Genomic DNA, 26,766 nt, shown 5'->3' on the forward strand with positions numbered 1-26,766 from the left:
TTGTTCCTTGTTTGATAAAAGTGCGGTTGGTTTTTGCATTAAATATCCAACGGTTGCCAATTTTTCCCTTTCACCGGAGGGAGCCACGTACCGCCGGTTATGCACATTTCCCATAAACGATTTGGAATGCCGTAATGATCGGTTTTGTTCGGGTCAAGTTCGGTAACAATTTCTTGAGTACGATTCTCACGGATTAGGGTAGCGATGTTCGGGTTAATCATCACGGTTTTGCCCAAGGCGACAAATTCTACCCAACCGGTTTGATAGGCGGAAAGAATTTGCTCGGCAGTGAATAGATTACCTACACCGATAAGCGGTAGTTTGCTATTGATGCGTTTATGTATTAATGCTAAGCGGGTTTGATTACTGTCGGCACCGCGGCGGACTTCTTTGTAAAAATCCCACAGGGAAACGTGCAAATATTGTAATGGCTTTTGTACTAAAGCATCGATCAGGATAACGGTATCAGCCATGGTTAAACCATTATCGCCACCTTCTTCAGGGGAAAAGCGATAACCGATAATAAAATCATGGCGTTGGTGTTTTTCACGCACGGCAGTAACGGCATCAACCACCGCAATCGGGAAACGTAAACGGTTTTTGAGGCTGCCACCCCATTCATCGGTACGGCGGTTGCTTTGTGCTGAGAAAAATTGTTGGATTAAGAAACCGTTTGCGCCGTGGATTTCCACGCCGTCAAAACCTGCTTTGATAGCTAATTCTGTGGCGTTAGCAAAACTTGAGATCAGCTTATGTATTTCATTATTGGTCAATGCTCGGCTACCGCTGCTTTCATCTTCAGAGGGGGCGACTTTATCTTTGCAGTTTAATAATTCCGTAATGGCAAGTTTACCCCCATGGTGAATTTGCAAAATGGCTTTTGCACCTTGGTTTTTAATTATATCTGCGGTTACTTTTAGACTATCTAATTGGCTTTCGTGAATGGCTTCGGGCTGTCCGTAAAAGGCTTTGCCACCATCTGCCACGAGGGTTGCGGCGGCAATAAATAATCCAATGTCACTGGCACGATTGCTTAGAAAAACACGTTCTTCTTCGCTGATAGTGCCATCATTGTGTGAGGCAAAATGAGTCATTGGGGCAACAGCAAGTCGGTTTTTAATTGTGATGCCATTGTTTAATGTATAAGGCTCTAGGAACGGTTGAAATTTGTTCATAAATAGCGTAAAAGGCGGAAATTTCCGCCTTATGGATTAATAATGAGCATGGAAAATTTTACTTACAATTTGCCATTTTCCATTTATTTTTAACAAGTTGAAATAATCAGTAAAACCATAGCCGCTTAGATTGTCTGTATCTACACGGGCGGAAGCTGCGTTGCCGGTAATATCAATATAGGCAATCGCAACAGTTGGATTTTCTGAGGGGGTAAAATGGTTGTCAATCACAGGGAATAAACTTTCTGTTACAGATCCGCCTGCGATTGCTCCGTTTTCATCCACGCTATACATTGCTGCGACTTCGTGAAAAGCAGGCTGCATAATCTCGCTTTTCGCTTGTTTCCCTCCTTCACTGTATTCGTTTAATAAAACTTGTTTGATGGCTTTATATTCAGTTGTGTAAGTTGGTTTCGTCATCTTTATTTTCCTCTGTTGTTTAAAAGATGGTGGCATTATAGTGATCTAATTTAGATTGACTAGATACCGAATTTAAACTAACTTGTTCAATAATATTTGACAATCTATCTTTTACTATGCAAGAAAACTTAAACGATTTACGCACTTTTTTGCTTGTTGCTCAAACGGGTAGTTTTACCAAAGTGGCAGCTCAATTGAATTTTTCACGAGCAGCGGTAAGCCATACTATTAGTCAGTTAGAACGCCGTTTAGGGTTGAAACTTTTCAATCGAACTACCCGAAGCGTTGCCACGACTGATGCAGGGCAGCAGCTTTATCAGCAACTTTGTCCATTATTTCAAGACATTGATAGCCGTTTACTCAATATTTTAAATAATCAAAACCAACAACGTGGCGTGCTGAGAATTAATGGCACCATTCATGCGATTTCAGTTGTCCTTTGGCAAAAATTCCGCCGTTTTTTGGAACATTATCCGAATATTACTCTGGAACTTGCGGCAGAGATGAAGTTTATTGATATCGTAGCAGAACGCTATGATGCCGGTATTCGTGAAGGAGGATTAATGGATAAAGATATGATTGCAGTGAGAGTATCGGAGGCTGTCCGAATGTGCTATGTTGCTACACCCGAATATCTTTCCCGCCACGGTACACCTCAAACGCCGGAGGCGCTGCTTAAACATAACTGTATTCGCTTACGTATTCCCACTTACAACAACTTGTTGCCGTGGGAATTTGAACTCTCAAAAACAGGAGAACGGTTTAAATTAGCCATGCAGGGGAATTTGATTGTTAACCAGCCTCCCATGACCCGTCAAGCGGCCTTAGACAATATAGGGATTTCATGGGAAATGGCAGATGAAGTAGAAGCCGATATTCAGTCGGGCAGACTTTGCCGTATATTAAGTGATTGGGAATGCATTTATCCCGGTTATTATCTCTACTTTCCTAATCGTACTGAATATTCACCACTGTTAAAAACTTTGGTGGAATGGCTTCGGATATAAAACATCATAAATATTGACCGCACTTTTTAGCTATTTTCTCTGTGCTTGACAATTGATTGAAGTCTTTGATTTTGCTAAAATCCGCCCCGTTTTTTCTGATATGTCAGAGAAAAATGAGTTCGGATGAAGGTAGCTGGAGAGTAGGGAATTAACCCTACGCCGACGATGTAAAATCTTTCAGGCGCACATCAGTGCAGGGACTGTTACTGGACGAACCCTTGGAGAGATCCATTGCCCTATAGATAGATAGTGGGGTAAATGGACGCCGAAGGCGCAAAAGAGCGGTGGTTTTTCACGCCGTTTTTCAAACGCTCAGGCAAAAGGACAGGGGCTAAAAGACAATCTGTATTTTTCTTTCTTCTCACGGATGCTTTTCGTCTCCTTGTCGCGTTTATTGGTTTTTAGACGACGAGGAATCACAATGTCATTTACGACAATTTTATCTACGATTGATAGCTTTATTTGGGGACCACCCTTATTAATTTTATTATCCGGTACGGGGCTTTATCTCACTTTACGTTTAGGTTTTATTCAAATTCGTTATTTACCGCTTGCGATTGGTTATTTATTTAAAAAAGAACGTGGCGGAAAAGGGGATGTGTCTTCTTTTGCTGCGTTGAGCACTGCCTTAGCGGCAACCATTGGAACGGGAAATATCGTCGGTGTTGCTACGGCGGTACAGGCAGGCGGACCCGGCGCGATTTTTTGGATGTGGTTAGTGGCATTGCTTGGCATGGCGACTAAGTATGTGGAATGTTTGCTTGCGGTCAAATATCGGGTGAAAGATCGCCGCGGATTTATGTCCGGCGGTCCGATGTATTACATTGAACATGGTCTTGGGATTAAATGGTTAGCCAAGATGTTTGCGGTGTTCGGCGTCTTAGTGGCATTTTTCGGTATAGGCACTTTTCCACAGGTGAATGCGATCACTCATGCGATGCAAGATACCTTTCATATTCCGGTGATTGTCACTGCGGCTGTCGTTACCGTTTTAGTGGCAATGATTATTTTAGGCGGAGTAAAACGTATCGCAACGACATCAGCGATTATTGTTCCCTTTATGGCGATTTCTTATGTTGTGGCATCTCTCATTATTATTTTATTAAATTGGGAGCGGGTACCGGATGCCGTGTTGCTGATCGTTCATAGCGCATTTAACCCACAATCTGCATTGGGCGGAGCATTAGGTTTCACCGTGATGAAAGCCATTCAATCGGGCGTAGCACGAGGTATTTTTTCGAATGAATCAGGATTGGGAAGTGCCCCTATTGCTGCCGCTGCCGCCCAAACACGAGAGCCGGTTCGTCAAGGTCTCATTTCAATGACCGGAACTTTTTTAGATACCATTATTGTGTGTTCCATGACGGGAATTGTATTGGTTCTCACCGGTGCTTGGAGTAATCCTGAATTTGCCGGAGCAATGGTGACTAATGCGGCATTTTCTCAAGGGCTGGGTTCTTCGATTGGCGCAACGGTTGTGACTATTGGACTATTATTCTTTGCGTTTACGACAATTTTAGGTTGGTGTTATTACGGTGAACGCTGTTTCGTGTATTTAGTCGGAACCCGTGGTATCCGTTTATATCGATTAGTATTTATTATTTTGGTTGGAGCCGGTTCATTCTTAAAATTAGATTTGATCTGGATTCTAGCAGACATTGTAAATGGCTTAATGGCATTTCCTAACTTAATTGCCCTAATCGGATTACGTAAAGTGGTAATTGAAGAAACAAAAGATTATTTTGCACGTTTGAAGATTCATCAACAGGATCAAGATGAGGCAACTTAGTTTCTATACTGGCATTGAGCATTTTTAGAATCAAGCAAAACGCCATTTGCGTAAATTTAACGGTATCTCTAAAGCCCATTTTGAATGGTATTTAAAGGAATGCGAATGGCGTTTTAATAATAGTAAAATAAAATCTCAAATTTTCATTTTAAAGCAATTGATTAAGGAATGTTTGATCTAGTTGTCTGCTATAGCCCTTTAATTTTCGACTAAGAGATCATCCAGATACTTCGCTTTTTGATACGCAGGACGTTGTTGCATGGTATCAAGATAATGCTGAAAAACAGGCTCCGGTTCAATTACTTTTGCACGATAAATGCCATGTTCCAGCAATTTTGTTAGTACAATATCCGCAATACTAAACTGTTCTGCACAAATATATTTTCTATCTGACAGATGATTTCTTAGGGTATTTAGCACCGTATCTAAATCCCCATATCCGAGGGCTTTTCTATATTCATCTTTTAAGCTCACCTGTGTGTATTTTTCCATAACCGCAGCTTCAAATGTAGCGGCGGTAAAAAATAACCAACGATAGTATTCTCCGCGATAGATAGAGTTTATTGATGGCGAGAGCGATTTTTCCGGAAATATATCTGCTAAATACATACAAATTGCTGCGGCTTCAGTGATAACCGTATCGCCATGTTTTAATGACGGAATTTTCCCCATAGGATTAACTGCCAGATAGCTTGGATTTTTAATTGTCGAAAAATCCAATAAAACAGTTTCATAATTAGCCCCACACTCTTCTAGTGCCCAGCGGACAACACGTCCTCTAGAAAGTGGATTAGTATAGAAAGTTAAATTTTTCATCATGGCTCCTAGCGTTGAAGGTTGTATTACATAGGTTTAAATACAAATCAAAAAAGCATTTGAGATTTGATGAAGACAGGGTAAATACATTTTGTGTCATATACTGTCAGTAGTGTTTTTCCGGCACTATTCCTTCGTGCCGTCTCCAGTTAGACAGTAGGCTGGCATGGCTTTGAGGATAGTTTTTTTCTAGTAATGACATCTGTAAGATTCTATCTAAGCGAAAATGACGAAAATCTTGTTTTAATTCACACCAAGCCGCAATAACAACATTCTGATCAAAAAATCCAACTGCAATAGGTGAAATAATTCTTTCGGAAAAGATATTATGTTTATTTTGGTAATGTACTAATATTTGCGTTTCTAAGCGTATTGCTTTTCGAATAGTCATTAAAAATTGATTTTGTTGTGGGATTTTCTTTTGGCTAATAACCCACAACGGTGTGTTATGTAAATCATTTTTTTGTTGCGAGGGGATCATTGATGAGATTTTCATTAGTGCGGATAGGGCTGAATTCGATAAAGAAGTGTCAGTGTGCTTAGTTACCCAACGAATTCCTAGAATTAATGCTTCAACTTCTTCTTTTGATAATAAACTTGTGGGGAGGGAGAACTCTTTTCTTAACTGATAACCTATCCCTCTCGCTCCTTCAATCATCGCCCCTTGGCAACATAGCATATCAATATCTCTATAAATTGTACGTATGCTAACATTAAGCCTTTCCGCTAATATCTCAGCTTTAACCGGATAACGATAATTGCTAAGTAGTTGCAGTAAACTGAGTAGCCGTTGAGTTTTGGCCATGATTTTTCCTTGTTCGTATTGTCATACCGGATTTTTGGTTTAAACACATTCTTATTTTTTCTAGTTTTGACTATCGCTCATCAAAGCTACTTCCAAACTTAATGTTATCCTGCAATAGGTTTAATCAATTATTCCGATAAAAGTAAAAATAAAAGAAAATCTCCAAGCTTGAAGATATATGTCGAACAATTTTAACCTAACAAGACAATCATAATAAATAAAGACGCTTTGTGATCGTTTTCCCTTTTAGCCTTTCATGGTAACAATTTTTTATGAAAAGAAAACCAGTAATATTGGCAAATGAGATCTAGATCATATTTTTTAATATTCTTATTTCTTGCAGGCAGAAATGACTTGAAAAAGCCCGTTGAGAGGGCTATTTTGATATTAAATCAAACCGAACCGAAAGGTTCTTAACAATGCAAAGAGGTAAATGTTATGACATTAAATATCACCAGCAAACAAATGGAAATCACTCCTGCCATTCGTGAACATGTGGAAAACCGTTTAGCAAAATTGGAAAAATGGCATACACAATTAATCAATCCCCATTTTGTGTTGAATAAAGTACCGAATGGTTTTTCAGTCGAAGCCTCCATTGGAACACCGCTTGGCAATTTAATTGCTACTGCGACAGCTGATGATATGTACAAAGCAATTAATGAAGTGGAGGAAAAATTGGAACGTCAGCTAAATAAATTGCAGCATAAAGGGGAATCCCGCCGAGCGGATGAACGTTTAAAAGATTCTTTTGATTAGAAAGAGCGGTCATTTTAAATGACGTTTTCTAAAACAAAATGCCGAGGTAAGAACCTTGGCATTTTTGTTTATAAGATATTAGATCTGGGTTAAATCGATGTTTTTTGTTTCTTTTGAGGCAAACAATGCCAACAATGTCATTAATGCGTTAATTGCTAAATAAATGCCTACGCCCATAACACCAAATAATGCATTGATTTTTAATGAAATCATTGCCGCAACCGTTGCGCCGATAATAGAGGCTAAGTTATAAGCAAGAGAGGCGCCGGAATAGCGCACTTCGGTTGGAAATAATTCAGGCAACAGTGCCGCCATTGGTCCAAAAGTCATTCCCATAATTGCCATACCAATGATAAGGAAGGCGAATACGCTGGTTGGCGTACCGTTTTGTAAGAATAGCGGCATAGATAACCCGAGTACGCCAATGGCAATAGTCACCCAAATCAACCATTTACGACGCCCGATTTTATCTGCATAGATACCGGAAATACTGATAAAAATACCGAAAACAATGGCGCTGATTAATAATAAACCTGTAAACGTATTTGCCGGAATGCCTAATCCGAGAGGATGACCGGCTTCGGAAAGATTCGGTGCGGTACGTGAATACGCCTGCGCAAAGGCGGTCATAATGTAGAAAAGGGAATAGGTTGCCACCATAATGAATGTGCCAATTACCATAGGTTTTAAGTGTTTGGTAAATACGACACTCACCGGCGCATTTAATTTTTTGCCTTTTTGTTCCGCCTCAATGAAAACATGGCTTTCGTGTAAGGTTAAACGGACGTATAAGCCAACAAATACCAATAATACGGAAGAGATAAAGGGAATTCGCCAAGCCCATTCAACGAGCGCTTCTTGTCCCCAAAAATAGCTCACTAAGAAGAAGGTTCCATTGGCAACAAATAAACCAATAGGTGCGCCTAATTGTGGAAACGTACCGTACCATGCACGTTTGCCTTCCGGAGCATTTTCTGTTGCAACTAAAGCCGCGCCACCCCATTCTCCACCAAGACCGATACCCTGTCCTACGCGACAAATACAAAGCAAGATCGGTGCCCAAATACCGATTTGGGAGTAGCTGGGTAATAAACCGATAAGCACGGTGGATCCGCCCATGAGCAAGAGGGAGGCGACAAGGGTTTTTTTACGCCCGATTTTATCTCCAAAGTGTCCAAACAATGCCGAGCCGATAGGGCGGGCAAAAAATGCCAAGGCTAAAGTGGAAAGGGAAAGAAGATCATTTGAAAGGGGATCATCGCTATGGAAAAACTGGGTATTGAACACGAGTACGGCAGCTGCCGCATAGATATAATAATCAAAAAATTCAATTGCCGTACCGACCATCGAGGCAAGCGCCACTTTCATCGGATTATTGCGAAGTTGTGCCGTCATATTGCTTTCCTTAAAAAATGTAAGAGAAAAACTCTATAAATACAAAGGCTTAAATCCTAGCATTTCCTTTAACATTGAGCAATTTCTAAAATAAGATTCTCAAGTTTTTTAGCAAATAGGAGAGGGTTTTCTGAATGGGCATTGTGGCCCGCATTGGGAATTGTGGTTAAATTGAGTTGTTCAGAATGTGCAAGGGTTTGAAATTTGACATCCCGTTCACCACAAAAGTAAAAAAAAGGTAACGAACTTGACCGCACTTTTTCACGAAAATCGGGTTGTTTGGCGAGACTGGTGGCAAGTAACATCTTTCCAATGTTAGCACCACAATTTGCTTTTCGTTTTTCAATGAGTATTGCCCGTTCGTGATCGGTTAAATGGGAAAATACGGGCTGTTTATACCAATCTTCTAACACATTTTCAGGGGATTCGGCAGTAAAGCGCATTGCCCATTGTGTATCATTTTGCCAACGTGCCTGTTTTTCCTCTTCCGTTTTTAAGCCTAAATTGGCGCCTTCTAAAATCACGCCTTGTAAATGATTTTTTTCGATTTTAGCTTGTAATGCATAATGTAAGGCTATGCGTCCTCCGAGGGAATAACCCACGAGGAAATAAGGCTCATTCGGAATCGCTAAACGGATCTGTTTCGCCACATATTGGGCAGTATCTTCAAAGTCCGTGACTTCAATCTTTTTTGCTTTTCCATGAAAAGGCAAATTAAGGGAAACGCAGTGAAAGTGCGGTAGATTTTCGATGACTTTTTGCCAATCCGATGAAGTACCGAGCAATCCGTGGAGAAAAATAATATTCGTCATAAAATTAAAGGGCGTTGCGACACGCCCTAGCCTTTATTCGCCAATCACGGCATAACTGATTTGTTCAATTAAACGTTTGTAGATGTTGCTACCATCATTCGGGTTCGTTTTAATTTCAATAAGCGTCGTTTTACGACGGGTGTAGGCTTGTTTTAATATGCTGCTTAAATCCGCCCAAGTGTAAGGATGGGCGTATTTAATATCAAACATTGCTGCAATTTGTGAAAAGTCGCCGTTATGCGGTAAGCGATAAAAACGATCTTTGACTGCTTCATCTACCGGTAACATATCAAAAATGGCGCCGCCGTTATTGTTAATCACAAAAATAATGGTTGGTTGCGTAACGTTTTTGAAAAGTGCAAGAGAATTAAGATCGTAGAGTGTCGAGGTATCGCCAATCATTGCTACAACGGGTTGATTTGTTCCTACGCCAATACCGGCAGCCGTTGCCAGTAAACCGTCAATTCCGCTTGCGCCACGATTTGTATAAATTGGATAGCCTTCAGGGAGTTTGGTGAGGGCATCCACAAGGCGCACAAATAAGCTATTGCCAAGGAATAAAATCCCATTGTAAGGTAATACCCGTTCAATATGATGGGCAAGAGAGGCCTCGTTTAAGTTGCCTCCCACCTGCTGTTCAATAAAACCGGCACAGAATTTTGACAAGGCGAGAGGTTCTAATAGCCAAGGTTTTTGACGAAGCGGCGGATGGGCTCGTAGCCAATGATGTACCTTCGCATTAAAACGAGTATGTGTGTGATGATAAGGATCAACTGCCCTTGAGCTTTGTTCTACAATCCAGAATTCGCCTTTAAAAGCTTGTAAAAATTGATTAATCCGTTTGCTGATAAAACGAGAGCCAAACTGAATAACAATATCCGCTTGTAACAATTTTTCACGAACGGTTTGATTAGCAAGCCAAATATCGGCATAAGGGCTGGTGGGCTCGACCCCGGATTGAATGTCCGTCAATAAAATCCAACCCATTGTGGTTGCCCAAGCATTAATGCCCATAGCTTGTTCCGCCAGTAGTTGCCCTACGACAATGACACCACGTTTGGTACGCCAATGATCCCAATTTTCATGCATAAGCACTTCTTGTTGTTGGGCTTCATGGGTTATCCATGGCTTACTTTGTGCTAACCAATGCCGTAATGATTGTAACCAAGAATGGTTGTCTATCGCTTCTTCGGTTGCTTCGTAAAGCGGTTCGGCGAAAGGCACGTTAATATGTACAACACCGCCTTGTTGTGTTTGCTGAAATACCGCTTGCTCAAGCAGGGAGATTAACCAGTTTGCGGAATAGTCAGTATTCGGTTTAGGTAAATTCACATTGGCAACAGGGTAGTCAGCAAACATATTTTGTTGCAAGATGGCTTGATTTGCTCCGCATTCCCATAGTTCAGGGGGACGGTCTGCCGTTAATACAACGAGATCCACTCCGCTTTGACGCGCTTCAATAATTGCTGGATAAAGATTTGCCGTAGCCGTACCGGAAGTGACAATAATTGCTACAGGAGCTTGGGTGGATTTGGCAATACCAAGCGCAAAAAAGCCTAAACCACGCTCATCAAAATGGCTATAACAAGTCGCACGACCGTTATTTTGTAATCGTACGGCTTCAAGGGTTAAAGGAGTCGAGCGTGAGCCGGGCGCAATACAGAAATGAGAAACGCCTTGGCGCACCAAGGTTTCTAAAATCACTTTTGACCAACAACGATTAAACACGCTTATAGACATTCTTTCTCTCCATTATTATTTTCTGCAAAAAGGGAAATTAGTCCCTCTGCCTTACGTTCAATTTCTTGCCATTCCGTTAAAGGTTCGGAGCCTTCAACAATACCCGCACCGGCAAAGACTCGAATTTGATTACCTTCAATAAATGCGGATCGGATCGCAACACAAAATTCAGAGTATGCTTTACTCATCAATCCTAAAGTGCCGGCATACCAGCCTCGTTCAAAGGTTTCAATTTCCGATAAAATCATCTTCGCTTGTTGTTGGGGCAAACCGGAAACTGCCGCTGTAGGATGAATGGCTTGAAGTAATACTGAATCCCGATAATGTGCGGTCAAATTTGCCCGAATTTTTCGCAGTAAATGCTGGACTTTGCGCAAAGGTTTGAGCTCTACTTCGCTGATATCAAAAGATTCCACCATAGGGTGAATATTTTGTGAAATATCTTGCACTACAAGCCAGTTTTCGTTCAAATTTTTTTCATCATTTAATAACCATTCTGCTTGCTGCTGATTTTCTTTTGGATCAGCCGTAATCGGTGCGGTGCCGGCAAGAGCTTCAGTTAAAAACAGATTGTATTCACGGGCAAATAAACGTTCCGGCGTTGAACCGACAAATGTCGAATAGGGTTTTTCCGCCCATAAAAAATGATAACAACCTTGATTTTGATTTTGGCTTTCTGCTAAAAAGTCATAGGGGTTGATAGCTTGTTTTAAATGAAAAACGGTTTCGTTGGCTAACACCAGTTTTATCAGCCCGCCTTGCTTAATTTCATACAGGGCTTGGTTTACCCAATCGCACCAAATTCGTTTATTTGCCCGTTGTTCGGTATGTAATGGGGGCTGTTTTGTCAATACACAAAGTGCGGTCGTTTTAGGCAAGGTTTTTAATATTGTTAATGTGTTTTGCGCTGAGGTTTTACCTTCAACGAAACAGCTAATTGTCGTGCCATTCCCATTTTCTTCCAATAAAAGCTGAGGCAAAATAAATTGCCCGCTTCCCTGAAATTGTAAACCGCCGATAATGGGAAAATTATATTCCTCAATGAATGTTTGGGCTAAATTCAGCTGGGAAAATGACCGCACTTGACCGACCGCAGCAAGGCTTTTGTTTTCGTCACGAAAATGCAAATAAAATTGTGGATAAATACTTTGGGCTTTCAGCCACGCCAATAAATTGACATTGGTGATATCCGTTTGGAAACACACAATATCACTTTGTTTTTGTCGCAAATAATCCTCAATCTGCCGACTTAATTGGCTTGTCGCTTGCTCTAAACTATCCATTAGATATTGTTAAATTTATAGTAAAAATTGCTGGTTATTTTACCGCAGTTTGTTTGTTACAAAAAATTTTTTTACAAAATCTTTTCAAGATTGAAAATTCAGCGTAAATTAACCGCACTTATCACAAAAATAAAAGGAATTTGTATGCGATTATTCCCCAAATCCGATAAATTGGAACAGGTTTGTTATGATATTCGCGGACCGGTACACAAAGAGGCGCTCCGTTTAGAAGAGGAAGGCAATAAAATTTTAAAATTAAATATTGGTAATCCAGCACCATTTGGTTTTGAAGCGCCGGATGAGATTCTGGTGGATGTCTTGCGTAATTTGCCTTCTGCACAAGGTTATTGTGATTCTAAAGGGCTATATTCCGCCCGTAAAGCCATTGTGCAATATTATCAATCAAAGGGCATTCAAGGCTCGACAGTGAATGATGTGTATATTGGTAACGGTGTTTCCGAACTGATTACGATGGCTATGCAGGCATTGTTAAATGATGGTGATGAAGTATTGGTACCTATGCCGGATTATCCGTTATGGACGGCGGCGGTGACGCTTTCCGGCGGTAAAGCTGTGCATTATTTGTGTGACGAAGACGCCGGTTGGTTTCCTGCTATCGATGATATTAAGGCAAAAGTGAATGCTAAAACAAAAGCTATCGTGATTATCAACCCGAATAATCCAACGGGTGCGGTATATAGCAAAGCATTGTTGGAAGAAATCGTGGAGATAGCGCGTCAAAATAATCTGATTATTTTTGCTGACGAAATTTACGATAAAATTTTATATGATGATGCAGTTCACCATCATATTGCGGCATTAGCCCCTGACTTATTAACGGTAACTTTTAACGGATTATCAAAATCTTACCGTGTCGCCGGTTTCCGCCAAGGTTGGATGATTCTAAATGGGCCGAAACATCACGTTAAAGGGTACATTGAGGGCTTGGATATGTTGGCCTCTATGCGTTTATGTGCCAATGTGCCGATGCAGCATGCGATTCAGACAGCGTTAGGCGGCTATCAAAGCATTAATGAGTTTATTTTGCCGGGCGGACGTTTATTGGAGCAACGTAATAAAGCCTATGAATTGATAACACAAATTCCCGGCATCACTTGTGTGAAACCAATGGGGGCACTCTATATGTTCCCCAAAATGGATGTGAAAAAATTTAATATTCATAGTGATGAAAAAATGGTGCTGGATTTACTTCGCCAAGAAAAAGTGTTGCTTGTTCACGGTAAAGGATTTAATTGGCACTCACCGGATCACTTCCGTATTGTCACGTTGCCTTACGTGAACCAATTGACAGAGGCCATTACAAAATTGGGACGTTTTTTACAAAATTATCGCCAATAGAGCTGAAAAAGTGCGGTTAGAAATATTGTTGTTTTATAGGTTTCGACAAAGAGTAGCGGTTCGATTTGAACCGCACTTTATGATAAATCCTTTATATCCTAATCAACTGAATTAGCATCACACCACAGATTAAAATGCCCAGACCGGCTAACTGAATAGGACGAATTACTTTTCGTTGTGCGCCGAAAAAGCCAAATTTATCTACTAATAAACTACCTGAAATTAAACCGAGTAACGCTAAAACTACTGCTCCGCCAGTCCCGATTTGAGGAACAAGAGTAATGCTGCCGAAAATAAACAACGCGCCTAAACATCCACCGAACCATACCCACCAGGGCTTTCCTTTGCCGATAGCATTTTTTAGCGTTGAAAAACTTTTTTCATAAAATAAAACCACTAGAAACAATCCGCTTCCACCAACCGCAAAGGAGACAAACGCGGCTTGAACGGAGGAGTGCAGCACACGTCCTAATTCTGCATTGATTGCTGTTTGTGCAGCCAATAACATTCCGGCAAAAATACCAAAAAACCGCCATAACCAAAGATGAGGTTCTGATTGACTATGAGGTGATTTTGTTTTTTTCATTATGGGCATAACAACGGTAAAAAATATCCCTAGAAAAACTAAACTAATACCTAATATACGAATAAGATTAAGATCGATTTTAGGGGAATAGAACCAACCGAAAGTATCGATCAATATCCCCATTATAACTCGCCCAAGTAAAGGAATTATTGCCGTTTGTACGCTGCCGAGCTTAGCAAACAGTAAAATATTTGCCGTTAATGAGACCATTCCCATTAATCCGCCAATCCAAAGCCACCAAGGTGTTTGTAAAAGGGTTATCGGTTCAATCGTTAGCGGTTCGTTTGATAGCTTGGCAAGTATTATTAAAAAGAGTGTTCCGCCACTAAAAGAAATAAAGGAAGATAAAAAGGGGACGCCGAGATAACTGCGTAAGCGGGAATTAATTGCCGTTTGAAAACTCACGATAATACCGATGAGAATTCCAATGAACATCGTAAGCATAATAACATTTCCTATGACTAAAATGCGGGGAGATTAAAAAGTTTGGTATTGTCATTAAGTACAACAGCCAAACTATCATGGAGTATTTTGATACATTCAAGCTATGTCACTATTGCGTGACATGATATTTAGAGTACTTTTTTAGAGGGAAAAGGGATCATGGTTGATCCCTATTTTCATTAATGTGTGCTTGTACTGGTTGTTGTTCGGTTTGCACGTTTACGATCGTTTTCCGTCAATAGTTTTTTGCGGATTCGGATCGATTCAGGGGTGACTTCCACTAATTCATCGTCATCAATAAATTCAATGGCTTGTTCAAGGCTAAATTTCACCGGTGTAGTGAGCACAATGGCGTCATCTTTACCCGAAGCGCGCATATTGGTGAGTTTTTTACCTTGTAAGCAGTTGACGGTTAAATCGTTTGAACGGCTATGGATACCGATAATCTGCCCTTCATACACTTCTACGTTGGCATCGATCATTAATTTGCCTCGTTCTTGTAAACCGAACAATGCGTAGGCTAGGGCTTTACCTGTGGCGTTAGAGATTAACACGCCGTTCTTACGTTGACCGATTTCGCCGCCTTTGATGTCATCATAATGGCTGAAACTGGAGTAAAGCAAACCGGTACCGGAAGTCATGGTCATAAATTCGCCACGGAAGCCGATTAAGCCGCGACTTGGAATGATATATTCTAAACGAACACGCCCCTTGCCATCCGGTAACATATCACGCACTTCACCTTTACGGATACCTAATGCTTCCATGACAGAACCTTGGTGTTGTTCTTCCACGTCAATCGTTACTTGTTCATAAGGTTCTTGTTTTTTGCCATCGATTTCACGATAGATAACTTTTGGACGGGATACGGCGAGTTCATAGCCTTCACGGCGCATATTTTCAATCAATACGGAAAGATGTAATTCACCTCGACCGGATACGCGGAATTCATCCGGGTTTGGCGTTTCTTCCACACGCAACGCCACATTGTGAACCAGCTCTTTATTTAAACGCTCAAGAATTTGACGTGAAGTCACATATTTTCCTTCTTGACCGGCAAATGGTGAAGTATTGACACAGAAGAACATCGTGACAGTCGGTTCATCCACAGTTAATGAAGGTAAGGCTTCAACGGAATTGATATCGCAAATAGTATCGGAAATATTGAGTTCGCCTAATCCGGTGATAGCCACGATATCGCCCGCATAAGCCATTTCTTCTTCATAACGCTGTAAACCAAGGTGACCAAGCACTTGACCGATGCGCCCTTGACGGGTTTTTCCTTCACTATTAATAATGGTTACAGGTTGATTTGGTTTAATCGAACCGCGTTTAATACGACCAATACCAATTACCCCAACATAGCTGTTGTAATCTAATTGGGAAATTTGCATTTGGAACGGTGCATTTAATTCCACTTTTGGTGGTTCAACGTGTTTAACAATGGCTTCAAATAACGGTGTCATATCTTCTGCCAATTCTTCATGTTCAAGACCCGCAACACCGTTTAATGCGGAGGCATAAATGATCGGAAAGTCTAGCTGTTCATCTGTTGCACCAAGATTGACAAATAAATCGAAAACTTGATCTACAACCCAATCAGGACGAGCCCCCGGACGGTCAACTTTGTTGATTACAACAATCGGTTTTAATCCGTGAGCAAAGGCTTTTTGGGTGACGAAACGGGTTTGCGGCATTGGGCCGTCAAACGCATCAACGACTAAAAGTACGGAATCAACCATGGAAAGAACACGTTCTACTTCTCCGCCAAAGTCCGCATGCCCCGGCGTATCGACAATGTTAATACGGTAATCATTCCAATTAATCGCAGTGTTTTTAGCAAGAATAGTAATGCCGCGTTCTTTTTCCAGATCATTTGAATCCATAACACGCTCGTCTATATTGCCACGTGTTGCTTCAAAAGTACCGGATTGTTGAAGAAGTTTATCTACAAGTGTGGTTTTTCCGTGGTCAACGTGCGCAATAATTGCAATATTGCGCAGTTTATTAATATCAATTTTATTTGTCATTGTTCATTCAGAGTTATTAAAGATGTAGAGTGTGTAAAACAAGGTTTCACGCACGAAAGGGCAAGGATTATACATGACTTTTATATTGCCCGCTACGCTAAATCTGAAAAATAAATCCAATGAAAAGTCGATGGGATTACGTTATAATGCGCACTTATTTCAATCATATTTACACAGCAAAATAGAGGGTTCCCTATGTCAAACGCAAACGCTATCGCAAATGTATTCAAGTTAATTGAAGAAAATGATATTAAATTTGTCATTCTTCGATTCACTGATATAAAAGGTAAAGAACACGGCGTGTCTATTCCAGTTGGTCTTATTGATGAAGATATATTTGAAGATGGTAAAATGTTTGACGGATCATCCGTGGAAGGTTGGAAAACAATTAACAAGGCCGATATGTTGTTAATGCCAATGGCAGAAACCGCTGTGGTTGATCCGTTTGCTCAAATTCCAACTCTCTCTCTGCGTTGTAGTGTATATGAACCGACGACTATGCAGAGTTATGATCGTGATCCTCGTTCTATTGCTATTCGTGCTGAAAATTATATGCGTTCTACCGGTATTGCAGATCAAGCATTTTTCGGGCCGGAGCCGGAATTTTTCTTATTTGATGATGTGCGTTTTGATGTGTCTATGAACCGTGCTTCTTTTTCCGTTGATGATGTGGAAGCTGCTTGGAATACCAATAAAAAATATGAAGGCGGCAATAGTGCTTACCGCCCACTTAAGAAAGGCGGTTATTGTGCGGTTGCACCAATTGATTCAGCCCATGATATTCGCTCTGAAATGTGCTTAATTTTGGAAGAACTCGGTTTAGTGATCGAAGCACATCACCACGAAGTTGCGACAGCAGGTCAAAATGAAATCGCAACAAAATTTAATAGCCTTACCTTAAAAGCGGATGAAACCCAAATTTATAAATATGTAGTGCAAAATGTCGCACTTGAACATAGTAAAACTGCGTGTTTTATGCCTAAACCAATCACCGGCGACAATGGTTCGGGTATGCACTGTAATATGTCATTAAGTAAAGATGGCAAAAACATCTTTCAAGGTGATAAATATGCAGGGCTTTCTGAAACCGCACTTTACTATATCGGTGGTATTATCAAACATGCCAAAGCTTTAAATGCGTTTACAAATCCAAGTACCAACTCTTATAAACGCTTAGTGCCGGGTTATGAAGCTCCGGTACTATTGGCGTATTCGGCAAGTAACCGTTCCGCCTCAATCCGTATTCCTGCAGTGACAAGCCCGAAAGCGATTCGTATTGAAGCCCGTTTCCCTGATCCAATGGCAAACCCATATCTTGCATTTGCCGCTTTATTAATGGCGGGGTTAGACGGTATCGTGAATAAAATCCACCCGGGTGATGCGATGGATAAAAACCTTTACGATTTACCACCGGAAGAACTTAAAGACATTCCTGCCGTAGCAAGCTCACTTGAAGAAGCATTGAATGCTTTAGAGAAGGATTACGAGTTCTTAACCTACGGTAATGTATTTAGCAGAGAGTTTGTGAAAGCTTTCATCGGCATTAAACGCAAGGAAGTAGAACGTTTGAATATGACCCCGCATCCGGTAGAGTTTGAGATGTATTATGCGTAATTTGGGCTAGAAAATTGTATATTGAGCAAAGAAAGTGCGGTTGATTTTGACTGCACTTTTTTACTTTTCTTTTACATCCATTTACATTTTTTATCCTTGTGAAGGAGAATAATATAGCCTATCATACCCGACGTGATACTATGGAATAACCACTAGATAGAGGATTTTACAGTGAATAGTACGAGTATAACTAATAATGATGAGATTGAGCTCATTGAATTGATTAAAGTTTTATGGAATAAAAAAATTTGGATTCTACTTTCTGCATTTATATGCACTTTAATTGCAGGTGTGTATGCGTTTACTGCAAAAGAGCAGTGGACTTCTAAAGCAGAAGTGATAGAGCCCAAAATTTCTGATTTAGGTGAGTATTTCAATATTCGCAAAGAATATGCTCGGATCTTAGGACAAGAGTTCGACGCAAATGGATTGAGAAAATCGTTATTTGACAAATTTAATCTGATGTCTGAATCTTTAGATACGCGCGAAACTTTTTTTGAACAGTCAGACGTTTATCAACAAATTTCAGGGGGGAAAGAAGAGAAAGCTAAACGACTTATTCTCTCCGACCTCATTACTAAAGATATTAATATTACTAAACCGGATCCTAAAAAAGAGCCGGATTTATTAGGACGTAGAATAAAGTTTATTGCTGAAACACCAATTGAAGCGCAAGAAACATTACAACAATTTATTAGCTTTGCAGGAAAAGAGGCTTATCAACTTGAAGTTGAGAATTTTCTCATTGACTTTAATGAGGTGCTTTCTGATTTAACCTATGAAAAAACAAAATTTGAGCGAGATCTTGCTATTCAAAAAAAGGTTCAACTAGAAAACTTAAATAATGCATTGAGAATTGCTCAAAAAGCAGATATTAAAGACTATGCAAAATCATTTAGCTCAACAAGCGATAATGCTCTTCAAGCTCTTGCTATGTCAGAGGTAAAATTGCCTCTTTCCGATTCTAAGTTGAGCGATGGTACATATCTGTTTATGCTAGGTGAAAAATATTTAAAAGCCCAAATTGATGTATTAAATCAAGAAGCAGTTGTATATCCACCGAAATATTATCAAGTTACTGCACAGCTAGAAGAATTGGGACCATTATTAAGCAAAGTAAAAGAAGCTAAAGCAAATACATTTAGCTATCAGGCTTCTCCTGATTATCCAGTGGTGAAGGATAAGCCTAAGAAAGCGTTAATTATTGTAATTGGATTTATTATTGGGGTAATTCTATCCACGTTGATTATTTTATTCGGTCTAGTGTTCCAAAACAGCAGAAAAGAATGATGAAGAAAAAGGTAATATTTATTGGTGCGGGTGGTTATGCAAAATCAGTACTAGATTCTTTAGATATTTCTCAATATGAGTTTTGTGGGTTTATTGATAACTTCAAACCTGAAGGAACAACTCATTTAGGCTATCCTGTACTTGCAAAAACAATTGATGAATTTAAAGAAAGAGGTAATTATAGTTTTTTCATTAGTATTGGCAATAATAACTACCGTTTAGAAAAATATTTAAAGTTAGAAAAATATCAATGCGATGTTATTAATGTAATTGATAGAACATCAATCATTTCTAATCATTCAACCTTAGGTAAAGGTGTTTTTGTTGGAAAAATGGCAATTGTTAATAGTGGTGTTACTGTTGGCAATAACGTTATTATCAACACAAAATCTCTTGTGGAACATGGTTGCTATATCGGTAGTCATAGTAATATTTCCACAAATAGTACGTTAAATGGCGATGTGATTGTTGAAGATTATTGTTTTATCGGAAGCTCCTCTGTTGTTACAGGGCAATTGAGAATAGGCGAAAGCGCAGTTGTAGGTGCTGGGGCTGTAGTGATTCGTAATGTTAAACCACGAACAGTGGTGGCAGGCGTGCCCGCAAAATTGATTAAGGAAATTGAATAAAAATGAGTCAAGTATTTATTGTGGCAGAAATTGGTTGTAACCATAATGGTGATCCCGTATTAGCAAAGAAAATGGTTGATGTAGCTAAAGAATGTGGTGTAGATGCCGTTAAGTTCCAAACATTTAAAGCAGATAAATTAATTTCAAAATATGCTCCAAAGGCGGAATATCAAAAAGTTACCACTGGTACCGGAGATAGTCAGCTTGAAATGACCCGAAAATTAGAACTTCCTTATGATGAATTTCGTAAGTTGGAAATCTATGCCCGTTCACTTGACTTGGAAGTATTTTCTACTCCGTTTGATATGGAATCTATTGATTTTCTTGCGGGAGAAAAGCAAAAAGTTTGGAAAATTCCATCAGGTGAATTAACCAATTTACCCTACTTAGAGAAAATAGCCTGTTTACCAATTGAAGGTAAAAATATTGTAATTTCAACTGGGATGGCAACAATTGATGAAATAAAAGATGCCTTAGCCGTGTTAGAAAAAAACGGTATTTTAAAGAAAGATATTACTATCCTTCATTGTAATACAGAATATCCAACATCTTATGAAGATGTGAATTTAAATGCATTTCATCAATTAAAAGAAGTATTCTCAGATTATAATTTAGGCTTTTCTGATCATTCGATAGGATATTTTGCAGGTATTGCTGCTGTACCTTATGGGATTACTTTCATAGAAAAACACTTTACGCTAGATAAAAATTTTGAAGGTCCTGATCATAAAGCATCGGTGACACCTGAAGAATTAAAATTACTCTGTGAAGGTATTCGTGCTGTTGAAAAATCACTTGGTTCATCAGAAAAGATTGTGACTATGTCAGAGGCAAAAAATAAGATTGTTGCACGTAAATCCATCATTGCTGCATGTTCAATTAAGAAAGGAGAAATTTATACCACTGAGAACCTAACGACTAAGCGGCCAGGCAATGGCATTAGTCCTATGTTTTGGTATGATATTTTAGGTAAAGAAGCTGAAATGGATTTTGAAGAAGATCAACTTATTCAAGATAGTCGTTTCAAAAATCAAGAATAAAAGAGCGGTCAAATTTATGAAAAAAATTGCAATTATCACTGCAAGATCTGGTTCAAAAGGTTTGCCAAATAAAAATGTATTATTTGCAAACGGTAAACCGGTTATGGCTTACAGTATTGAGGCTGCTTTAGAGAGTGCAGAATTTGAAAAAATTATTGTAAGCACTGATTCGCAAGAATATATTGATTTACTTTCACATTATCCTATTGAATTTGTGAAACGTTCGGCAGAATTGGCTTCAGATAAGGCTAGCTCTTTTGTGGTGATTGAAGATGTATTGGATAAATATCAACATCTTAATTTTGATTATTTTGTTTTATTGCAACCGACTTCTCCATTAAGAACATCGCAACATATTCAAGAAGCAAATGCTAAATTTGAGCAACATTTTGATAGGTTTGATTTTTTAGTTTCAGTATCAGATGCTCATAAGCCAACAACTTTAACCCGTGAGATTGATGAGGATGAAAGTTTAAAAAATTTTAAACTTGATTATTCAAATTATACACGTCAACAGCATCATCCGGAATTTTCACCAAATGGGGCAATTTTTTCCGCAAAACCACAAGCGTATCTAAAACAGAAACATTTTTATGGTGAAAGATGTATCGCTTATTTTATGGATAAAGAAGTTTCTGTTGATATTGATGATCGTCTTGATTTTGAATATTTCTATTTTATTCTTCAACAGCGTAATAAAGAAAAAATCTTATTAGAAACGATTAAAAAAACTATTGCTGCTAAGAAAGAGAATTTCAGTCAAACGGAAGCAATCAGTTTAATTGGGCACTCTATTTTAGATTACTGGAATGTTGAAGAGCTTAATGATCAAGTGGTTAATAATCTTGCAATTGCTGGTATTTCAACAAAACAATATCTTGAGTTAATTTTAGATAAAAATCTAATTCAACATCTTGGTGATAAAGCTATCTTAATGTTTGGTACCAATGATATTATTTATCCAGGCTGGTCTAATGAACAAGTATTAGCAGATATTCAATTACTCATTCACAAGCTAAAAAATATTAAGCCCGATGTTATACTTTATTTCTTAGAAATCACGCCTATTGCATTACGTGTGGATCGTGATAATGAAGTTATTAGGCAGCTGAATCAGTTTCTAAAAACAAATCTTAAAGACATCCAATGGATTTCATTAGATAAACCATTTAGTGATCAATATGGCAAGCTAAATTTAGATTATACCCAAGATGGTTTACATTTAAATGAACAAGGTTATAAATTATTAAGAACAATTGTTGAATCAGAATTATGATTAAAAAACGAATTGCATATGTAACAGGTTCACGTGCAGAGTATGGCATTGTAAAACGTTTATTAAAACGTTTACAGGAAGATCAAGAGTTAGATTTTAGCTTGATTGTTACCGCAATGCATCTTGAACCACAATATGGCAATACTGTAGAAATTATTGAGAAAGATGGGTTTAGGATTAGTGAAAAAATTGCCGTTAAATTGGATAGCCAAAATAATCAAACCATTTTAACCTCAATGGCAGATACATTAGATTTGTTTGGTCACCACTTCCAAACTCATTATTATGATGCAGTAATGGTTCTCGGTGATCGTTATGAAATGCTTTCTGTAGCAACCGCAGCGGCAATGCATAATATTCCATTAATTCATCTACATGGTGGTGAACAAACGTTGGGTAATTATGATGAATTTATTCGCCATTGTATTACTAAAATGGCGAAACTGCATTTAACCGCAACAGAAGTTTATCGTAAACGTGTAATTCAGTTGGGTGAAGCACCTGAAACTGTACATAATATCGGCTCATTAGGTGCTGAAAATGGATTAAGTCTAACATTACCAACAAAAGAGCGGTTATTCTCAGAGCTAAATTTACAAAATAAGCCATATTTCATGGTGGCATTTCACCCAGAAACTATAACAGGTCAGTCTGTAGAAGAGCAAGTTGAGCAACTACTTTTAGCACTTGATCGCTTCAAGCAAGACTATCAATTTGTCTTTATCGGTTCAAATTCTGATACCCACTCTGATGTGATTTTTGCCAAAATAAAAAGCTACACTGAAGAGAATCAATTTGCATTTTTTACGTCGGTAAAACCGGAAGAGTACTTAGCTTTAATCAAATATTCAAAAGGATTAATTGGTAATAGCTCATCAGGGTTACTTGAAGCTCCTTCATTAGGAGTTGGTACTGTCAATATAGGAAAGCGCCAAGAGGGGCGTGTAAGGGGAGACTCTGTTGTTGATGTTGAAAGTAATCAAACTGCTATTGAACAAGGCATTCAAAAATTACTTTCTGATGATTTTCAAGCGTGTTTACCTCTGATGGTTAACCCATATTATCAAGAAAATTCTGCCGAGAAAGCCTATTATCTAATTAAAAATTTCTTACAAAATAATAAAAATAATGAGCCAAAAAGATTTTATGATCTATGGGGAATAACAAATGAGCCTTGTTAAAGATAGTTCGATTTACCTTATTGGTGAACTATCATCTAAATGTATTCCTTTTCTATTACTACCTTATTTATCACGTAAATTAGGGGTAGAGGGATTTGGTGAGCTGTCTTATTATCAAACTCTCTTAGCATTGTTTGTTATCTTTATTGGGTTAAGCCAAGATGGTGCTGTTGCGCGCTATTTTTATGTTTATGGTAAGCGTTCTTTGAATCTTGTTATTAATACAGGTTACGTATATACGCTTTGTCTTGGTGGAATAGGAATACTCTTTTGTTGGCTAATGCACTCAGAAATTATGTTTTATTTAGTTTTGAATGCAATGTTTCAGGTGTTTTTATCAGTTCAACTCAGTATTAGGCAATGCCAGAAACAGGCAATCCCTTATACCTTGGTTCAAATTGCCTCCACTATTACAAATGCATTATTAACTATATTAATGCTAGAAATATATGAAACAGACCTAGTTGAAAAACGTATTTTATCTATTTTAATTAGTAATATTTTAGTGACTTTATTAGCCTATTTCATTTATAGGAAAGGTAGTTATAATAAAAACTTTACTTTTTCACAACATAAGACTGCATTTTTATATATTATCGCTTTTGGTCTCCCAATGATTTTCCATCATGGTAGTTTCTTTATTAAAGGACAATTAGATAGAGTTTTTATTTTTCACCGATTTAACGAAAGTGATCTTGGCTTATATGCAATGGGAGCTCAAGTTGCTTCTATTTTATCAGTGTTTATTCTAGCAATAAATAAAGCACTTGTTCCTTATTTGTTTGAAAATATAAAAAAAGGAACGGTAACACTAAGTAAATTACATCGTTGGGCATTGTATTCATTTTTGATTGTACCAATTCCATCGTTGATTGCACAAATTATACCTGAAGAATGGTTATTATTTTTCTTAGGGGAATATTTTTTAGGGGTAAAATATTACATAGTAATATTTTTGTTTTCTACAGCTTTAACCATTCCTTATCTGTTCTTAGTAAATTATTTATTCTACTATGGCAGGACAAAAGAGATTTCCTTTTGTTCGATATTATCAACAATTATTTATTTAGGAGCATTAGGTGGATTAATTTTTACTGATGTAGTTTACATCCCTTATGCAAGTGTTTTAGGTGCTATAGGCATTTTACCTATTCTATTTATTATGACAAAAAGGATTATAGAATAGGGTTCCATAAATATAGTGTTAAGGATAATAAATAATGAATATTACAGTAATTGCACATAAATTTAATGATATTTTATTTGCAGTTGAGACTAATGAATTTAAAGAAAGTCATAAAAAGACATTGTTAGTGTTTCAGATGCCTAATATGAATGAAAATGACTTTCCATTTCTAGAAAAATTCGATCGTGTCTTATTTTTTACATACGATAAAGTAAATATAAGAAGAAATGTTTTAAAATTTATCTTTTTTATTTTAAAATATCGCTCAAGCCTAAAATCTAATTTGATTTTTTTATCAAATCCTCATCTCTTATACAATAAACTTTACGTTAGATTATTAAATGTAGAAAGTATTATTTTGTTAGAAGATGGACTAATGAATTATGTAGAGCAAAATGCTTTTGTTCCATTTGGTAAGAAAGTGATTCAAAATCTACTATTGATTGATTACAACTTTATCTTAAAAAAAATTGTAAAAACATATTTATCTAATCCTGAAAGAGCAACATTATGCTTTGGTAAAAGAGCTAAACTAAGTTTGCCAAAAATAATACCAGTAGAAATAAAGGATAAGTTACTTTATATAAAAAATAAAAAGTTTTTTATTGGGCAAAATCTTTATCCTAAGTTTTGCCATGAGGATGAATACTACAATACAGTAAAAAAAATAATTAATAAATTTGAAATTGATTATTATGTACCTCACGCTTATGAGCCTTATAGAGAGCAACTTAGTGATATTTCAGTATACAAGGTTGAAAAATATACTTTTGAGTATATGGCTCAGTTTGTAGATTTTACTCTTTACTCATTTTCGTCATCTTTATTATTTACAACGAAAGTTATAAACTCTAGTATTGAGTCAAACTTGTGTCAAGTGGAATGGTGTAAAGATAGTTATTCTAATGAGTTATTAAAATATGTAAATAGTGTGATAAAGGTATATGATGAATCTAATTAGAAAAAAATTAGAAATGAAATATTTTATATTTAAATATTTATGGATAATAGTTTTATTGCCTAAGCCGATACAGTCAATTGTCCTTTTCTATATAAGTTTTGTGCTTTTTCTTTCCAAAAAGAAAAGAAATATTGAATATGTTGAGTTGTTTTTTTTATTTCATATATTTGTTTATTTATTTTCCTTGATTATCAATTTTCTTTCTGATGGAGCAGAAGTTGGTAGGTTGTTCGCTACATTAAATACATTTTTCAGCTGGGTTATAGCCCTATTGTTATATTCTTACTATAAAGAGGAATCTCTAGATATTAATAAAATTCAATTTTTTTGTTTTATAAATTTGTTGATTTTTATATTTATTGGGTTGCTGGGTAAATTAGCAATGGACTATCAAATAGATAGCTTTAATATTATGGGGAGAGAGTTATATCGCCTGGACTGGATTGATGAGGCTGTAAGCTATAGGTTAGTTAATTATTTTGAATATACAAATTTAATTTCATTCTTCTATTTTCTAATGACTCCGCTGTCTTTTTATTATATAAGAGGAAAAAGCTTTTTATTTAAAAGTCTGTTTGTTCTATTATGCTTTTATATAGTTTTTTTATCCCATTCTAGAGTTGGTGTAATATTTGCTTTTTTAATCTTATCTTGTCAGTTTTTATCATTTTTAATCAAAGATAAGAAAAAGATATTGATTTTTTGTTTTTTTATCTTGTTATTGTTATTTGTATTATCTTTTCTATTTTATGAATATATTTCTTTATGGATAGACTACAAATTGAATAGTAGAAAAGGGAGTACTGATGCTCGATATAATATCTATTTTTCCAGTTTACAGCTAATGTGGTTGAAGTCTCCTTTTATAGGTATTGGAATAAAACATATACTAGAAAATTATCCTTTAGGTTCTCATTCTACATATATAGGATTTTTATATAAAACAGGTATAATTGGAAGTTTCTTCGCTATTTTGGGGGTGATTTTTATGTTGTTTAAATATTTTAAGGCATTTATTTTAACTAAAATAGAGTTTCATACATTTATTTGTTTTATTTCATTTCTTTGTTTTCTAGTTATTGAAGATTTAGATGGTTCAGTATGGGGAATTACTGTTTTCTTTTCTTTGCAAGGTATAATTAATCAGATGATAAAGGTTAATAAATAAA

23 protein-coding genes, 1 pseudogene and 1 riboswitch are annotated in these 26,766 nt (G+C 37.5%); of the genes and pseudogenes, 14 read left to right on the forward strand and 10 right to left on the reverse strand.

Annotated elements, in window-relative coordinates; all coding sequences use genetic code 11:
- Nucleotides 1-38 precede the first annotated feature (38 nt).
- Together FEE42_RS11025 and FEE42_RS11030 are read right to left on the reverse strand one after the other, a co-directional pair.
- Nucleotides 39-1,175, reverse strand: a complete 1,137-nt coding sequence (locus FEE42_RS11025) for an NADH-dependent flavin oxidoreductase (protein ID WP_164028579.1) — start codon at nt 1,173-1,175, stop codon at nt 39-41.
- Nucleotides 1,176-1,211: 36 nt separating this feature from the next.
- The gene (locus FEE42_RS11030) at nt 1,212-1,595 is read right to left on the reverse strand and encodes a nuclear transport factor 2 family protein (RefSeq protein WP_164028581.1); all 384 of its coding nucleotides are present in this window, start codon (nt 1,593-1,595) and stop codon (nt 1,212-1,214) included.
- Nucleotides 1,596-1,711: 116 nt separating this feature from the next.
- Between FEE42_RS11030 and FEE42_RS11035 the strand changes: the two genes are divergently transcribed.
- From FEE42_RS11035 to FEE42_RS11045, 3 genes and pseudogenes are all read left to right on the forward strand, one after another.
- Complete coding sequence (locus FEE42_RS11035) at nt 1,712-2,602, forward strand: LysR family transcriptional regulator (RefSeq protein ID WP_164028582.1); 891 nt, start codon at nt 1,712-1,714, stop codon at nt 2,600-2,602.
- 208 nt (nt 2,603-2,810) lie between these two features.
- Nucleotides 2,811-2,940: riboswitch (glycine riboswitch) on the forward strand.
- A gap of 83 nt (nt 2,941-3,023) precedes the next feature.
- Complete coding sequence (locus tag FEE42_RS11040) at nt 3,024-4,391, forward strand: alanine/glycine:cation symporter family protein (RefSeq protein ID WP_164028584.1); 1,368 nt, start codon at nt 3,024-3,026, stop codon at nt 4,389-4,391.
- A gap of 28 nt (nt 4,392-4,419) precedes the next feature.
- Nucleotides 4,420-4,572: pseudogene (locus FEE42_RS11045) on the forward strand (IS1595 family transposase); the annotation flags it as partial.
- A 17-nt stretch (nt 4,573-4,589) separates the two neighbouring features.
- Here FEE42_RS11045 and FEE42_RS11050 read toward each other — a convergent pair.
- Both FEE42_RS11050 and FEE42_RS11055 read right to left on the reverse strand, forming a co-directional pair.
- Nucleotides 4,590-5,207 (reverse strand): glutathione S-transferase family protein, encoded by a 618-nt coding sequence (locus FEE42_RS11050; RefSeq protein WP_059367445.1) that lies wholly within the window; start codon nt 5,205-5,207, stop codon nt 4,590-4,592.
- Nucleotides 5,208-5,313: 106 nt separating this feature from the next.
- Complete coding sequence (locus FEE42_RS11055) at nt 5,314-6,012, reverse strand: helix-turn-helix transcriptional regulator (protein ID WP_135968771.1); 699 nt, start codon at nt 6,010-6,012, stop codon at nt 5,314-5,316.
- Nucleotides 6,013-6,450: 438 nt separating this feature from the next.
- Here FEE42_RS11055 and raiA point away from each other — a divergent pair, with 438 nt between their 5' ends.
- The gene (gene raiA / locus FEE42_RS11060) at nt 6,451-6,771 is read left to right on the forward strand and encodes a ribosome-associated translation inhibitor RaiA (protein ID WP_059367441.1); all 321 of its coding nucleotides are present in this window, start codon (nt 6,451-6,453) and stop codon (nt 6,769-6,771) included.
- 78 nt (nt 6,772-6,849) lie between these two features.
- On the opposite strand, the gene FEE42_RS11065 is transcribed toward raiA, so the two are convergent.
- The 4 genes from FEE42_RS11065 to FEE42_RS11080 form a co-directional block, all read right to left on the reverse strand.
- Nucleotides 6,850-8,166, reverse strand: a complete 1,317-nt coding sequence (locus FEE42_RS11065) for an MFS transporter (protein WP_135968772.1) — start codon at nt 8,164-8,166, stop codon at nt 6,850-6,852.
- 68 nt (nt 8,167-8,234) lie between these two features.
- Nucleotides 8,235-8,978, reverse strand: a complete 744-nt coding sequence (gene menH / locus FEE42_RS11070) for a 2-succinyl-6-hydroxy-2,4-cyclohexadiene-1-carboxylate synthase (RefSeq protein WP_059367436.1) — start codon at nt 8,976-8,978, stop codon at nt 8,235-8,237.
- A 33-nt stretch (nt 8,979-9,011) separates the two neighbouring features.
- The gene (gene menD, locus FEE42_RS11075; RefSeq protein WP_164028586.1) at nt 9,012-10,718 is read right to left on the reverse strand and encodes a 2-succinyl-5-enolpyruvyl-6-hydroxy-3-cyclohexene-1-carboxylic-acid synthase; all 1,707 of its coding nucleotides are present in this window, start codon (nt 10,716-10,718) and stop codon (nt 9,012-9,014) included.
- Entirely contained in the window at nt 10,709-12,001 is a 1,293-nt protein-coding gene (locus tag FEE42_RS11080) for an isochorismate synthase (RefSeq protein WP_135968774.1), read from the reverse strand. The genes menD and FEE42_RS11080 overlap by 10 nt, the downstream gene beginning before the upstream one ends.
- 144 nt (nt 12,002-12,145) lie before the next feature.
- On the opposite strand from FEE42_RS11080, the gene FEE42_RS11085 reads away from it, so the two are divergent.
- A complete protein-coding gene (locus FEE42_RS11085) occupies nt 12,146-13,360 on the forward strand; it encodes a pyridoxal phosphate-dependent aminotransferase (RefSeq protein WP_059367430.1) in 1,215 nt (404 codons plus the stop codon).
- A 91-nt stretch (nt 13,361-13,451) separates the two neighbouring features.
- Here FEE42_RS11085 and FEE42_RS11090 read toward each other — a convergent pair whose 3' ends face one another.
- Together FEE42_RS11090 and typA are read right to left on the reverse strand one after the other, a co-directional pair.
- Entirely contained in the window at nt 13,452-14,390 is a 939-nt protein-coding gene (locus FEE42_RS11090; protein ID WP_164028588.1) for a DMT family transporter, read from the reverse strand.
- Nucleotides 14,391-14,569: 179 nt separating this feature from the next.
- Entirely contained in the window at nt 14,570-16,420 is a 1,851-nt protein-coding gene (gene typA / locus FEE42_RS11095; protein WP_164028590.1) for a translational GTPase TypA, read from the reverse strand.
- 195 nt (nt 16,421-16,615) lie between these two features.
- Between typA and glnA the strand changes: the two genes are divergently transcribed.
- The 9 genes from glnA to FEE42_RS11140 all read left to right on the forward strand — a co-directional run bounded on the left by glnA (nt 16,616) and on the right by FEE42_RS11140 (nt 26,765).
- Nucleotides 16,616-18,034, forward strand: a complete 1,419-nt coding sequence (gene glnA / locus FEE42_RS11100; RefSeq protein WP_164028592.1) for a type I glutamate--ammonia ligase — start codon at nt 16,616-16,618, stop codon at nt 18,032-18,034.
- 171 nt (nt 18,035-18,205) lie between these two features.
- Entirely contained in the window at nt 18,206-19,324 is a 1,119-nt protein-coding gene (locus FEE42_RS11105) for an LPS O-antigen chain length determinant protein WzzB (protein ID WP_059367419.1), read from the forward strand.
- Nucleotides 19,324-19,953 (forward strand): acetyltransferase, encoded by a 630-nt coding sequence (locus tag FEE42_RS11110; RefSeq protein ID WP_059367418.1) that lies wholly within the window; start codon nt 19,324-19,326, stop codon nt 19,951-19,953. Before FEE42_RS11105 ends, FEE42_RS11110 begins: the two co-directional genes overlap by 1 nt.
- A 2-nt stretch (nt 19,954-19,955) precedes the next feature.
- On the forward strand, nt 19,956-20,993 hold the full coding sequence (neuB, locus tag FEE42_RS11115; protein WP_164028594.1) for an N-acetylneuraminate synthase: 1,038 nt from the start codon (nt 19,956-19,958) through the stop codon (nt 20,991-20,993).
- A gap of 16 nt (nt 20,994-21,009) precedes the next feature.
- Nucleotides 21,010-22,269 carry a cytidylyltransferase domain-containing protein gene (locus FEE42_RS11120; protein WP_059367415.1) on the forward strand — a complete coding sequence of 420 codons (1,260 nt, stop codon included), beginning with the start codon at nt 21,010-21,012 and terminating at the stop codon, nt 22,267-22,269.
- Complete coding sequence (gene neuC, locus FEE42_RS11125) at nt 22,266-23,450, forward strand: UDP-N-acetylglucosamine 2-epimerase (RefSeq protein ID WP_164028596.1); 1,185 nt, start codon at nt 22,266-22,268, stop codon at nt 23,448-23,450. Before FEE42_RS11120 ends, neuC begins: the two co-directional genes overlap by 4 nt.
- Nucleotides 23,437-24,636: a flippase gene (locus FEE42_RS11130; RefSeq protein WP_164028598.1), complete on the forward strand. Its 1,200-nt coding sequence runs from the start codon at nt 23,437-23,439 to the stop codon at nt 24,634-24,636. The genes neuC and FEE42_RS11130 overlap by 14 nt, the downstream gene beginning before the upstream one ends.
- Nucleotides 24,637-24,670: 34 nt before the next feature.
- Entirely contained in the window at nt 24,671-25,597 is a 927-nt protein-coding gene (locus tag FEE42_RS11135) for a glycosyltransferase family 52 (protein ID WP_164028599.1), read from the forward strand.
- Nucleotides 25,584-26,765 (forward strand): O-antigen ligase family protein, encoded by a 1,182-nt coding sequence (locus FEE42_RS11140; protein ID WP_164028601.1) that lies wholly within the window; start codon nt 25,584-25,586, stop codon nt 26,763-26,765. Before FEE42_RS11135 ends, FEE42_RS11140 begins: the two co-directional genes overlap by 14 nt.
- Nucleotide 26,766 lies beyond the last annotated feature (1 nt).

This window comes from Rodentibacter caecimuris (assembly GCF_010587025.1).
GTDB lineage: Bacteria > Pseudomonadota > Gammaproteobacteria > Enterobacterales > Pasteurellaceae > Rodentibacter > Rodentibacter caecimuris.